Origin of the sequence: Pseudoalteromonas shioyasakiensis (genome assembly GCA_013391845.1) — a bacterium.
GTDB lineage: Bacteria > Pseudomonadota > Gammaproteobacteria > Enterobacterales > Alteromonadaceae > Pseudoalteromonas > Pseudoalteromonas apostichopi.
The window spans coordinates 2706543-2719662 of the sequence record CP058414.1 but is presented as its reverse complement, the minus strand read 5'-3'; the positions used below and the strand labels follow the sequence as shown (position 1 = coordinate 2719662).

At 40.6% G+C, this 13120-nt stretch carries 11 protein-coding genes; 10 read left to right on the top strand and 1 reads right to left on the bottom strand.

The window, feature by feature from the left end:
• The first annotated feature begins 73 nt into the window (after positions 1-73).
• Positions 74-2353 carry an acyl-CoA dehydrogenase gene (locus HYD28_12380; GenBank protein ID QLE09690.1) on the top strand — a complete coding sequence of 760 codons (2280 nt, stop codon included), beginning with the start codon at positions 74-76 and terminating at the stop codon, positions 2351-2353.
• Positions 2354-2411: 58 nt separating this feature from the next.
• On the opposite strand, the gene HYD28_12375 is transcribed toward HYD28_12380, so the two are convergent.
• Positions 2412-4781, bottom strand: a complete 2370-nt coding sequence (locus HYD28_12375; protein ID QLE09689.1) for an EAL domain-containing protein — start codon at positions 4779-4781, stop codon at positions 2412-2414.
• Between the two features lie 191 nt (positions 4782-4972).
• On the opposite strand from HYD28_12375, the gene pyrC reads away from it, so the two are divergent.
• The 9 genes from pyrC to HYD28_12330 all read left to right on the top strand — a co-directional run bounded on the left by pyrC (position 4973) and on the right by HYD28_12330 (position 13066).
• Positions 4973-6019, top strand: coding sequence for a dihydroorotase (pyrC, locus tag HYD28_12370; protein QLE09688.1), 1047 nt, complete (start codon positions 4973-4975; stop codon positions 6017-6019).
• A 345-nt stretch (positions 6020-6364) separates the two neighbouring features.
• Positions 6365-6574, top strand: coding sequence for a cold-shock protein (locus HYD28_12365; GenBank protein QLE09687.1), 210 nt, complete (start codon positions 6365-6367; stop codon positions 6572-6574).
• Positions 6575-7004: 430 nt separating this feature from the next.
• Positions 7005-7619 (top strand): response regulator transcription factor, encoded by a 615-nt coding sequence (locus tag HYD28_12360; protein QLE09686.1) that lies wholly within the window; start codon positions 7005-7007, stop codon positions 7617-7619.
• A 474-nt stretch (positions 7620-8093) separates the two neighbouring features.
• On the top strand, positions 8094-8864 hold the full coding sequence (locus HYD28_12355) for a DUF3450 domain-containing protein (protein QLE09685.1): 771 nt from the start codon (positions 8094-8096) through the stop codon (positions 8862-8864).
• 6 nt (positions 8865-8870) lie between these two features.
• Positions 8871-10235: a MotA/TolQ/ExbB proton channel family protein gene (locus HYD28_12350; GenBank protein QLE09684.1), complete on the top strand. Its 1365-nt coding sequence runs from the start codon at positions 8871-8873 to the stop codon at positions 10233-10235.
• Positions 10235-10759 (top strand): MotA/TolQ/ExbB proton channel family protein, encoded by a 525-nt coding sequence (locus HYD28_12345; protein ID QLE09683.1) that lies wholly within the window; start codon positions 10235-10237, stop codon positions 10757-10759. Before HYD28_12350 ends, HYD28_12345 begins: the two co-directional genes overlap by 1 nt.
• Before the next feature lie 14 nt (positions 10760-10773).
• Positions 10774-11178, top strand: coding sequence for a biopolymer transporter ExbD (locus HYD28_12340; protein QLE09682.1), 405 nt, complete (start codon positions 10774-10776; stop codon positions 11176-11178).
• The gene (locus HYD28_12335) at positions 11178-11795 is read left to right on the top strand and encodes an energy transducer TonB (GenBank protein ID QLE09681.1); all 618 of its coding nucleotides are present in this window, start codon (positions 11178-11180) and stop codon (positions 11793-11795) included. The genes HYD28_12340 and HYD28_12335 overlap by 1 nt, the downstream gene beginning before the upstream one ends.
• An 11-nt stretch (positions 11796-11806) precedes the next feature.
• Positions 11807-13066, top strand: coding sequence for a tetratricopeptide repeat protein (locus HYD28_12330; GenBank protein QLE09680.1), 1260 nt, complete (start codon positions 11807-11809; stop codon positions 13064-13066).
• Positions 13067-13120 lie beyond the last annotated feature (54 nt).

Sequence of the window (13120 nt, the reverse complement as noted above, 5' to 3'; positions counted from 1 at the left end):
GAGCTGCTTACGTTGTATTTATGGCACGATCAGTCATACTTGAAGCAGTTAAATAAAATAAAAGGATTGCACAATGACGACCGTAATTATTCTGTTACTAGTTGCTGTGATTGTAATTTTTGCTGTGAAAGACATTCGCATCAATCTTGTTACACGACCTACGTTTAGTATGTTTAAAAAAGTTTTGCCGCCATTATCGCAAACAGAGCGTGAAGCCATGGAAGCAGGTGATGTTTGGTGGGATGGTGAATTATTCAGCGGTAACCCTGATTGGCAAAAGCTGCATCGTTTCCCTAAACCCGAACTTAGCGAAAAAGAACGCGCATTTATGAGCGAGCAAGTCGAAACCTTGTTAGCTATGCTTGATGACTATCAAATCGTGCAAAAAGATAAAGACCTACCAAAAGAAGTGTGGGACTACCTAAAAAAAGAAGGTTTCTTTGCGTTAATTATTCCTGAAAAATTTGGTGGCCGTGAGTTTTCAGCCATAGCTAATTCAACCATCGTATCGAAAATTGCCACTAAGAGCTTAACCGCTGCGGTCACCGTCATGGTGCCAAATAGCTTAGGCCCAGGCGAATTACTGCTTCATTATGGTACTACCGAGCAACAAGAGCGTTGGTTACCAAGCCTAGCGAAAGGTGATGATGTGCCTTGTTTTGCTTTAACGGGCCCTGAGGCGGGTTCTGATGCGGGTAGTATTCCAGATACTGGTGTAGTTTGTAAGGGCATGCATAACGGTGAAGAAGTGATTGGCTTAAAACTTAACTGGTCAAAACGCTATATCACTCTTGCACCAATTGCTACAGTGCTGGGTCTTGCATTTAAAATGTACGATCCTGACGGCTTATTAGGTGATAAAACAGAGCTTGGCATTACATGTGCGCTAATTCCTACTGATCACGAAGGTGTACAGACAGGTGAGCGTCATTACCCGTTGAATATGGCATTTATGAATGGCACAACTTACGGTAAAGATGTGTTTATTCCACTTGATTGGATCATTGGTGGCGAAAAAGGCGCAGGTAGAGGTTGGCGCATGTTAGTTGAGTGTTTAAGTGCAGGCCGAGGTATTTCGTTACCTGCGCTTAGTACAGCAACAGGCCATTTGGCTTCAAGAATGACATCAGCCTATGCAACTGTGCGTCAACAATTTGGTGTTTCAATTGGACAATTCGAAGGAGTGCAAGAGGCTCTTGCGCGCATAGGTGGTTTAACTTACACCTTAGAGTCTGCAAGACTAATGACTGCAGGCGCGATTGATATGAAGTTGAGTCCGTCTGTGGTTACTGCAATTGCAAAATATCATATGACAGAAATGGGTCGTACTGTTATGAATGACGCTATGGATATTCACTCAGGTAAAGGGATCCAAGTGGGCCCAAATAACTATTTAGCTCATGGCTATATGGGGATCCCTGTGTCGATTACTGTAGAAGGTGCAAACATTCTCACTCGTAATTTGATGATTTTTGGTCAAGGTGCTACGCGTTGCCATCCTTTTGTTCTTAAAGAAATGGAAGCGGCTGCAATGGAAGATCATGATGTTGCTTTAAAAGAGTTTGACTCATTACTACTGCAACATATTTTGTTTGCTGGTAGCAATGCAGGCATGGCGTTTGTACACGGGTTAACACGTAGTTACTTCGCAAAAGCGCCGGTATCTGGTGCAACAGCTGTGTATTACAAACAATTAAGCCGCATGAGTCGTGGCTTAGCGTTTTGTACTGATGTTGCTATGCTGGTTTTAGGCGGTGAGTTAAAACGTAAAGAGATGATTTCGGCGCGCCTAGGTGATGTGCTTAGTCACTTATATTTAGCTTCATGTGTACTGAAACGCTACGAAGATGAAGGCCGTCAACAAGCTGATTTATCATTTGTACAATATGCTGTTGAGCATTCGTTATTTTGCATAGGTCAGGCATTCGATGGTTTCTTTAAAAACTTCTCTAATCCTGTAATTAATTTCTTACTGAAACGCATTGTGTTCCCGGTAGGTAATCATTATCACCGCCCAAGTGACGAGTTAGCACAAACTATGTGTGAGCACATGAGCAAGCCAGGTGTCTTCAGAGACAGATTAACTCACCTTTGTTATGTTGATGAAAATGCCGGCACAGGGGTGATGGAAAATGCCTTTCTAGCCATGATTGATACCCACGATGACTTTAAGCAGCTTCGTAAATGGCAAAAAGAAGGCACTATTGCTAAAAACCTTGAACTTGAGGATGCAATAGTCGTAGCGGCAGAGAAAAACTTGATTAACGAAACCGTTGCTGAGCGAATGAACAAAGCCAATGAGCTGCGCAAAAAAGCGATAGCTGTGGATAACTTCGCTCCTGGGGAGCTGTAAACGTTGCTAATATTTAATAGAGCCAAGCCTTGCATTCGCAAGGCTTTTTTATACTTAGTTACAGGCCGTTTGCTATCACTTTTTCTGCTTCACTAGCGGGCATAGGCTTTGCTTTTAAAAAGCCTTGGCCAAATTTACATTGAGTTTGCTTTAAAATAGCCAATTGTTTTTCCGTTTCAATTCCTTCTGCGACTACATCGAGCTTTAATGATTGCGCTAACGATAAAATAGCATCGACTAAGGGGTTGTGCGCTTTGTTTAAATGGTCAATGAAACTTTTATCAATTTTCATTATATGAATCGGTAATTGGTGTAAATACCCAAGCGCGGAATAGCCTGTACCAAAGTCATCTAAACACAGTTTCACTTCAAGAGGCTCAAGACCCTTGATGATTTTTGTCGCCAGCTCTAGATTACCGATAAGTCCAGATTCGGTTATTTCTAAGCATAGTGAGCCAAGAGGTAACTTATATTGCTTATATAAGGCATGTATTTGTTCCACAAAATCGAGGCTAGCAAAGTGACGCGATGACACATTTACGGTAATTCGGCCAAATGCTTTTCCTTCACTCGTCCACTTTGCAATTTGCTTTGCAGCAAGCTGAAGTAAATGTAAATCTAGGTTGATAATTTGACCTGTGTCTTCTGCTACCGGAATAAAATCATTTGGCGAGACAAAGCCTTTGCTTGGGTGATGCCAGCGCACAAGGGCCTCAAAACCAACAACTCTTGTGTCTTGAATAGTAAAAATTGGCTGGTAGTAAAGTTCAAAGTCGTCATGCTCAATGCCATGCTGTAAATCATTTTCTATATCGGCATGATTTTTAAGTTTTTTACGCATTGTATTGTTGAAAAACTTAACTTTACCACGGCCAGATGATTTCGCCTCGTACATTGCTGCATCAGCATGCTGCAATAGCTTATACGCTTGATCGCGACTACTTTCACAAAAAGCAACACCTATACTAGTCGATGCTTGTAGAAGGTGTCCATCAATATCAAGGGGCTGTGCGAGCACATGCTGGATCCGTTCAAGGGCATCATTTATTTGTTGTTTATCGGTAATGTTTTCCATAAAAATGGCAAACTCATCGCCTCCTAAGCGGGCGAAGGTGTCGGTGTTACGAATAGTGCTTAAGATCAATTCACAAATTTTAACTAAAAAATGGTCACCAACTTCATGGCCTAACGAATCATTGATACTTTTAAAGCGGTCAAAGTCTAAATAGAGTAGGGCATGCTTATGTTGCTTATTTGCTCTTGCAAGGCGAAGTATTGCATGTTTAATTCGCTCAATCAGTAAAGAACGATTAGCAAGTCCTGTTAATTCATCGTGAAGAGCTCGATGCTCAAGCTCTTGCCTTGATAATTGACGGTCTATTGCCATGCTGATTTGACGGCTAACATAAGTGAGTAAGGCACGATCATGCTCGTCATAATGGTAACTTTTACTGTAGCTTTGTACGGCAATGACACCGCTAATACGCTCATTCACTTTAAACGGTACACCTAGCCAAGACTCAGCCTGACGACCGACCATTTTAAAATGCCCAGCATCAATGTGCTGCTGAAATTCTTCTTTAGTAAAAAGAAGTGACTGATCTATATTTAGTAAGTAATAAGACGCAGTGTCTTTTAGTTGTTCTTTCGATATTTTTTTATGAGCATTTGAGCGCACGCCTTCTTCAATAATATAAACTAAATCAAGCACATCGAGCTGCTTGTCATAAAGGCCAATGAAGAAATTATCTGCCCTGAGTAAAGAGGTAATAATGCCGTGTAATGACTCAAAAAAACTATCTAGTTCACTTGATTGATACGTCAAATTGGCGATTTGCAGCATCGATCGTTCTAGCTTTTGCGCATCGTTTAACTGCATGACGGTTTGCTGTAAGTTTTCTATGGTGCGAACCTGATTGATCTTGGCACTTAATAAATGCGCGACAGTTGATAAAATCTCTAAATGCGCGTCATTGTAGTAATCTTTTTGCGGATGCTCACAGTCAATCACACCCAGTATTTTTTCTTTGTAAACTAATGGTACGCAAAGCTCAGAAAGAGCTGGGCGAGAATCAGCGATGTAACGTGGATCTTGGCTAACATCAGCAATCATCAAAGGTTTACCAGTACTTGCGACATAACCCGTAATGCCTTGATCAAAGCTGATTTCTGTACGGTCAATATGGTAAGTATCATGGCTGCCAGCTGTGCCTATAGAAGCCATTTCTTTTAGGGTGCGAGTTTTATCATCTGCGAGGTAAATTACACATTCAATAAAGCCTAGGCGGCTAACTACTTCAGACGTAACATATTCTAATAATTCTTCAACTGTGTCTAATTGCATTACAGATGATGAAAATTGATTAATTATATGTAGTTGGTCTGTTTTGACCTCAAGTGCAAAAGCAGTGTCTAAACTCTTAGGCATAGAATAAAAGGTAACCGAAATGTTGTATTAATTTATTACGTTAACCTACTATCAAACTATCCACAAAGTTATTTTCAAAAAAAACTGGAACTGGTGTAAACTAGGCACCTGAATATGAACTTGGGTAATTTAGCAAGGTTATTTGCTCAAAGTTTACGCTATCCCCCTAACTTTAGCCGTGGAAACAAGCAATGTCAGATTTAAATTCGATGCAAACTCTAACAATTACACGCCCTGATGATTGGCACATTCATTTACGTGATGGTGAGCAACTCGTTGATACCGTTCGTGACGCAAGCCGTTACATGGGTCGCGCAATTATCATGCCTAATCTTGTTCCACCGGCAACTTGTACAGAAACTGCGTTATCTTACTATGAGCGAATTAAAGCTGCCGGCCCACAGGGTAACTTTGAACCGTTAATGGTGCTTTATCTGACAGATAAAACTACGCCAGAAGAAATCAAAAAAGCGAAAGCAACGGGTAAAATTGTTGCAGCTAAGTTGTACCCAGCTGGTGCGACTACAAACTCAGATTCAGGTGTTACTTCAATCAAAAACATCTACCCAGTACTTGAAGCAATGCAAGAAGTGGGTATGTTGTTGCTTGTTCATGGTGAAGTGACAGATTCATCTATTGATATTTTTGATCGTGAGAAGGTGTTCCTAGAAACAATTTTAGCGGACGTAGTGAACGATTTCCCTAACTTAAAAATTGTGCTTGAGCACATCACAACAAAAGATGCGGTAGAGTTTGTTAATAATGCACCTGAAAATGTAGCAGCAACAATTACTGCTCATCACTTACTTTATAATCGTAATCACATGTTAGCGGGTGGAATTCGCCCTCATTATTACTGCTTACCTATTTTGAAGCGTAATATCCATCAACAAGCGTTGATTGCTGCTGCAACAAGTGGTAGTAAAAAGTTCTTCTTAGGTACTGATTCTGCTCCGCACTACAAAGATAAAAAAGAAGCAGCTTGCGGATGTGCAGGTGCTTACACAGCACATGCTGCGATTGAGTTATATGCTGAAGCATTTGAAGAAGCGGGGGCTTTAGATAAACTAGAAGGTTTTGCAAGCCACTTTGGTCCAGACTTCTATGGTATGCCTCGTAACCAAGATACTATTACACTATTTAAAGAAAGCTGGACGGTACCAGCAAGCTATAAACTAGGTGATTCAGAAGTGGTGCCAATCAAAGCTGAAGCGAAAATGGATTGGCAAGTAAAATAATCTAAAGCAATAGCACTCTTTTCTTGAAAATTAGAAGCCCATCATTTTGATGGGCTTTTTTCATTTATTATTAATTGTTTATAAATAATGCTGTCATATATTTTTGTTTCGGCAGTTGACCTTAAAATTATTTTCGATTAATAGAGCTAAAAACTATTTAATGTGTTAGTCTTAAATTGCTTTGAGTTTTTGCGTATTGAATTTACGGATAATGTGCGGCTGTACGGTTACCGGTTAGGTTATTGGTTCTTCCTGTACTTTACCCCAAGTTTATTGGGCATTCACTCAGGGAGGATAGAGCCATTATGGCTGAATTTTAATAATTGACTTACAGGAAAATTTGGTATGTCAAACACGGTTACTGGTAAAGTTAAGTTCTTCAACGAAGCTAAAGGCTTCGGTTTTATTGAACAAGAAAATGGCCCTGATGTATTCGTACACTTCAGTGCTATCACAGGTACAGGCTTCCGCACTCTTAGCGAAGGTCAACAAGTATCTTTCGGCATCAAACAAGGTCAAAAAGGCCCTGAAGCTGAGAACGTAGAAGTAGCATAATTTATTATGTGAACCTCTCATTTTGGTGGAACAGTTTCTGTTTCACCAAAATTCATCATTACCTCACAAAAAATCGCAACACTCATATCTCACCAAACATTAATTAGCTGTACCGAAATTATATTCCTCCAAAGGCATTGAAAGCGACTAATTTAATCAGACGATAAGCTAGAACTTCACGATCTATGCTCTAAAAGCTACTCTCCATAACTAAAGTATTATATGCTGTAACGATGTAATTTATTAAACATAACAGCGTCTGTTATGTTAGTTAGTAGTTTTGATTGAACTCGAAAGTTAGCAGCAAAATGTTTACAGTTATTTTTCACCAAACTAGAAATAACCCGCTAAACTTAACTTATCCACATGTGGAAATAATGCTGAGTAACTTATACTTGTTTGATGAAATATAATGAAGGTTTGCTAATCGATGAGCATAGGAAACAATATACTTTTGGTAGACGACCACCCAATGGTGGCAACAGCAATTAAAATGGCACTTGCCAAGTCTACACTAGTAAACGAAGTACAAGCTGTTGCAAGTCAAAAAGAAGCGTTGCAGTTTTTAAAAAGTAATAATGTAGCGCTAGCGATTTTAGACATCGAGTTAGAAGACTCCGATGGCTTTAGTTTATATAAGCGCGCCGTCAGTAGTGGTTTTACTGGTAAAGTGTTGTTTCTATCAGCTAAGCAAGACAAGCATATTATCCGTACAGCTGCAAAACTTGGTGCGCAGGGGTTTGTAAACAAAGCAGAAAGCCTTGAAGATATCTCTTCAGCCGTTGAAATGATTTTGCGTGGTTATACATTCTTCCCGCAAGAGCACTTAATCGCTTCGGAAAAAGACATTGACGAGTTACTAACTGAACGTGAGCTTGCGGTGATGAATTATTTACTACAAGGCTTATCGAACAAAGATATCGGTGAAAAGCTCTTTATTAGTAACAAAACAGTAAGTACATACAAAGCGAAAATATTTGAAAAGCTTGAAGTTGATTCAATTATTTCACTTGCCAAGCTTGTAAAAGACCGCGCAATATTTTAACTCTCTCACCCATAGCGGTGAGAGATTTCAACTCTCTCATTCTTGTGTTTAGTGCCTGATTTGGCTGCTTATTGAGCGGTTACACGTGGCGAGTGCATAAAAATTCTTCAAAATAGATTTTTTAGATGAATAAATGGAATTTTTTTTTCATTTTTCTTCAGCATTTTCAGATTTCATAAAATGTTACATTTATGTTTAAGGTTGAACCTAATATGAATGCAATGTTCGCCAGCAAAGGGCTATAGAAGTATCATATGAATACCTCTGTTATATTTTTGTTAATTCGTTGTTTTGGTTCTTTTCCTTTCAACGACGAGTCACCAAATTTTTCCGACGAAAGCCGAACATCAAGTTGACAGACTCTGATGCATTTAGCATTATTGGAGGGTTGATATCTATTAAAAGATATCAGGGTTGTCCTCTTCGGGGGGTAATTAAATTATAAAAGTAACATTACTTAATTGGTTGGGAACTATGTCTGTTAAAATCAGAAAGAGTCTTGTAGCATCAGCGTTGGTTGGCGCTTTTGCATTTGCAAGCAGCAATGTGATTGCAGATCCTTTGAAAGATGTGCAAGATGCAGGTCAACAAATTCAAAAGGCTGCTGTTAAGTCTCAAACTAAAATTGACAATGTATATGGTCAAACTCAAGAGCTAATCGCTGAGTACCGTAGCGTTGTTGACGAAACTGAGCTAATGAAGGTTTATAACGATCACGTAGCACGTTTGGTCGCTGACCAAAATGCTTCAATCGAGTCGTTTGACCGTCAAATCGCAACTATCGATAACACGAAACAAAACGTTGTGCCTTTGATGTATCGCATGATCGATACGCTTGAGCAATTCATCAAAGCGGACGTTCCGTTCAATCTTGAAAACCGTCTAGCACGTGTTGAAAGACTTCGTGACATCATGGCGTCAGCATCAGTTACTACATCTGAAAAATTCCGCCAAGTTCTTGAAGCTTACACTGTTGAAACTGCATACAGCTCAGCTGTAACTGCTTCACAAGGTACTCTTGAGATCGACGGTAAGAGCATCAACGTTGACTTCGGTCGTTTAGGTCGTATCACTTACGTTGCTCAGTCTTTTGACCTTAAGCACGCGTGGGTGTGGGATAACAACACTAAACAGTGGAAAGAATTAGGTGAAGAATACCTAAAACCTGTTAAAGAAGTTATTCGTATGGCGCGTAAACAAGCGACATTAGAACTTGTTAAACTACCAATCTTTGGCGCGGAGTAATCAATAATGAAGAAACTATTTAAAGGTTTTGCTGTTGCAGCAGTACTATCTGTTTCTGCAGGTACCGCGCTTAATGCACATGCAAACACTGATGCTTTAGACAAAATTCTTGAGCAAGTTAAGCAAGAACGTATCTCTGAAGGCAAATTAAATAAGCAACGTGAACAAGAGTTCCTTTCAGCTCGTGCTGATAAGCAAGCGTTACTTAACAAAGCTAAAAGTGACCTAGCTGCTGAAAAAGCTCGTGGTGACCGTTTAGCTAAAGAATATGCACAAAACGAAAATACTTTAGCTGAGAAAGAGCAAGCTCTTTTAAACGCTCAAGGTACGTTAGGTGAGATGTTCGGTGTTGTACGTCGTGCAGCTGCTGATGCAATCGGTTCAATCGAAGCATCACTTGTTTCTGCTGAAAAACCAGGACGTGCTGAAGTACTTCGCTCACTAGCTGCTGCGAAAGAACTTCCAACTGTACGTGAACTTGAAGAGCTTTGGATTTCTCTTCAAACTGAAATGACTGAGTCAGCTAAAGTTTCAACTTTCGAAACTGAAGTTGCGGGTCTTGACGGTTCATCTTCTGTGAAGAAAGTAACGCGTATCGGTAACTTCAACTTAGTAACTGACGATGGTTATTTAATCTACTCACCAGAAACTAAAGCAATCCAACCACTAGGTAAGCAACCTGATAGCTACATCCTAGCTGGTATCAGCGATTTAGAAAATACTTCTTCTGACAACTATGCTGGCGTATACATCGACCCGACTCGTGGCGCGATCTTACGTATCAACACGCAGAAGAAATCGTTAATGGAATACTACGAGCAAGGTGCTGAAGTAGGTTACATCATCACAGTATTACTTGTTGTTGGTCTACTTATCTTCATCGTTCGTTTCATTGATCTTGCGCTTACTAGCACTAAGATTAAGAGCCAGCTTAAAAACCTTTCTACTCCGAATACAAACAACCCACTGGGTCGTATTCTTAAGGTTTATGCTGACAACAAGAATCAAGACGTTGAAAACCTTGAGCTTAAACTTGACGAAGCAATCTTACGTGAAACGCCTCGCATTGAAGCTGGTATCAACATCATCAAGATCTTGGCAGCAATCGCTCCATTACTAGGTCTACTAGGTACGGTAATCGGTATGATCCTTACGTTCCAAACAATCACATTGTTCGGTACAGGTGATCCGAAGATCATGGCTGGTAATATCTCTCTAGCACTTGTTACTACAGCGTTAGGTCTAATTGCAGCTCTACCACTTATTCTACTTCACTCAATTGTTGCGGGTCGTAGTAAGTCGGTTCTACATGTCCTTGATGAGCAAAGCGCAGGTATCATCGCTGCTCACGCGGAGAAGGAGAAAGCCTAATGCTAGTCCTGATGGAGATCTGGGAATCTATCAGGGATTTTGTTGGCACAGGCGGCCAGGTTTTATACGTGGTCGCGATAGCACTCTTTCTTATGTGGGTTTTAATGATTGAGCGCTATTGGTTCCTACTAGCTGAGTTTCCTCGTATGACGAAGAACATTGTAGCTCAGTGGGATGCCCGCCAAGACACTACGTCTTGGTACGCACACAGAATCCGTGAAGCATGGATTTCTGAAGCGTCTGAAAAATTAGATCAGCGTATGTTGTTGATTAAGACATTGGTAGCTATTTGTCCTTTAATAGGCTTACTAGGTACTGTAACGGGTATGATCGCGGTTTTCGAAACCATGGCTACTCAAGGTACAGGTAACGCACGTTTAATGGCATCAGGTATTTCAATGGCAACAATCCCAACAATGGCTGGAATGGTTGCGGCACTATCTGGAGTATTCTTTAGCTCACGTCTAGAAGCGAGAGCGAGAATGGCGAAAGCTAAACTTGTAGATAGCATGCCTCATCACTAGAGAGAGAATTAAATATGGCACGTAAACAACGTTTTCGTGAAGAAGAAGAAGCAGCGGTTGACATGACGCCAATGCTTGACATCGTATTTATCATGCTTATTTTCTTTATCGTAACTACATCGTTCGTTAAAGAGGCTGGTATCGAAGTCAATAAACCTAAAGCAGCTGCAGCTACGAAGCAAAAAAATGCAAACATTTTTGTTGCTATCCGTGCTGACGGTGCGATCTGGATTGATAAACAACAAGTAGACGTTGAGCGTGTATCAGCTAAACTTGAAAGTTTATTAGCAGAACAACCTACTGAAGTTGTGATTTTGCAAGCTGATAAAGAAGCAAAACACGGCGTAGTGGTTAAAGTTATGGACCAGATCAAAGCGACGGGTGATAACCTTAAAATTTCAATAGCTGGAGATCAGTAATGATTCGTTTTCTGTTTTCACTGATTGCAGGTGGGGCAGTTACTTTCGGCTTGTTCTACTTCATGGCGTACCTCATCTCCGGTGGAGCTGATCGTGCGACTGAACAAAAAGAACAGATCGTAGTCGAAATTATGACGAATCCGCCTGAATCTAAGGTGCAGGAGAGGAAGCGTGTTCCGCCTCCGCCTCCGCCACCGCCAAAGCAGCCGCCTAAGCCGCAGCCGCCTCAGCCGGAAAACAGCAACCCGAACACTGGTGGTTTGTCATTTAATATGCCAAGCATCGATGTGGGTAGCACAGCTGGTGGCCTAAGTGGTCCAGGTGCATTTGGACGTGATGGTGATGCGACACCTATCGTTCGTATTGAACCAAAATACCCTACGCAAGCAGCGCGTGATGGTAAGGAAGGTTGGGTACAACTTTCATTCACTATCAATGAAGTTGGTGGTGTAGAAGATGTTGAAGTGATCGACGCCGATCCAAAACGTATCTTCGACCGCGAAGCTAAACGTGCGCTACGTAAGTGGAAGTACCGTCCGAAAATCATCGATGGTAAACCACAGAAGCAATTTGGTCTTCAAGTACAATTAGACTTTAAACTTAACCAAGGCAACTAAGGAGGCGAGTAATGAGAAATTTATCTAAAGTAACTGCACTTGCGCTTCTTATGTCTCTATCAGGTGTAGCTTTCACTGCACCTGCTTTAGCAGCGCCAGATTACGCGAAGATTGAAGCGCGTAAAAAAGCAAAAACTAAAGTTATGGGCGAGCGCGTTGGTAAGAAAGTTATTAAAGCGTTTGACTTGTACAATGAAGATAAGCTTGATGAAGCGATTGCACTACTTAAAGAAATCGATCCTTCGGATGATTTCGATAAGGCAACAGTTGATCGTTACTTAGGTCAGATGTACGCTCAAAAAGAGCAGTACCAATTGGCTATTAAGCACATCTCAGCGGCAGTTAAGCCTGACGTTTTAAACTTTGCTGACCAAGAGCAAGGCCTAAAACTTCTAGGTGATATGTACGCGGGTACTGAGCAATATGCAAAAGCGAAAGAAGCTTATGCAGCTTGGATGGACTTCACAGGTGAGGAAGACGACAAAGTTTATACACGTATTGCGCAAGCAAACTACGAGTTAAAACTTTACAAAGACGTTCTTCCTGCTGCAGACAAAGCAATTGAATTGGCAAAAGAACCTGCAAAAGCTTCTTACCAATTAAAGCTAGCTGCCTATTTTGAACTTAAACAGTACAAAAACATGGTAGAAGTAGCTGAAGAGATTGTTCGTGTTTGGCCTGAAGACAAAAAAGCCTGGGTTGGTTTAGGTAAATACTACCTACAAACCGAAGACTTCAAAAAAGGTCTAGCGACCATGGAAGTTGCCTACAAAAATGGCTATTTTGAAAACGAAGTTGAATACAAAGTACTTTCTAACTTCTATTCGTTAAATGATATTCCTTACAAAGCAGCAGTCGTGCTTGAAAAGGCAATCAACGAAGAAAAAGTTAAGCGTAACAAGCAAAATATCAGCGCAGTGGCATCTAATTACCACCGTTCTAAAGATATTGAAAAAGCAGCTAAATACTATGAAGAAGCGGCTAAATTTGATGACGATGCAGAGCTTTATCGCAAAGCAGGTTCATTACTTTTACAATCGCAAAATTATAGTGCAGCCGTTGTTCGTTTGAACAAGGCATTAGAGTTAGGTTCTGATAAAAAAGGAACTATCTATTCTGATTTAGCTGAAGCTTACTACTACCAAGAGAAGTACAAGCAAGCTTACAACGCTATCACTAAGGCAATGGATGATCCGCGCACGCGTCGTTTCGCGAAGAGCTGGTCAGCCTTCATCAAAGATAAAGCCGCTCGTAACGGTGTAAAAATCTAATTGATGTTGTTTTAAATTAAAAAGCCCCTCTGGGGCTTTTTTTATGGAATTTTA

Coding starts and splice junctions, on each gene's coding strand:
- HYD28_12380 (QLE09690.1), top strand. CDS start 74: ATGACGACCGTAATTATTCTGTTACTAGTTGCTGTGATTGTAATTTTT.
- HYD28_12375 (QLE09689.1), bottom strand. CDS start 4,781: ATGCCTAAGAGTTTAGACACTGCTTTTGCACTTGAGGTCAAAACAGAC.
- pyrC (QLE09688.1), top strand. CDS start 4,973: ATGTCAGATTTAAATTCGATGCAAACTCTAACAATTACACGCCCTGAT.
- HYD28_12365 (QLE09687.1), top strand. CDS start 6,365: ATGTCAAACACGGTTACTGGTAAAGTTAAGTTCTTCAACGAAGCTAAA.
- HYD28_12360 (QLE09686.1), top strand. CDS start 7,005: ATGAGCATAGGAAACAATATACTTTTGGTAGACGACCACCCAATGGTG.
- HYD28_12355 (QLE09685.1), top strand. CDS start 8,094: ATGTCTGTTAAAATCAGAAAGAGTCTTGTAGCATCAGCGTTGGTTGGC.
- HYD28_12350 (QLE09684.1), top strand. CDS start 8,871: ATGAAGAAACTATTTAAAGGTTTTGCTGTTGCAGCAGTACTATCTGTT.
- HYD28_12345 (QLE09683.1), top strand. CDS start 10,235: ATGCTAGTCCTGATGGAGATCTGGGAATCTATCAGGGATTTTGTTGGC.
- HYD28_12340 (QLE09682.1), top strand. CDS start 10,774: ATGGCACGTAAACAACGTTTTCGTGAAGAAGAAGAAGCAGCGGTTGAC.
- HYD28_12335 (QLE09681.1), top strand. CDS start 11,178: ATGATTCGTTTTCTGTTTTCACTGATTGCAGGTGGGGCAGTTACTTTC.
- HYD28_12330 (QLE09680.1), top strand. CDS start 11,807: ATGAGAAATTTATCTAAAGTAACTGCACTTGCGCTTCTTATGTCTCTA.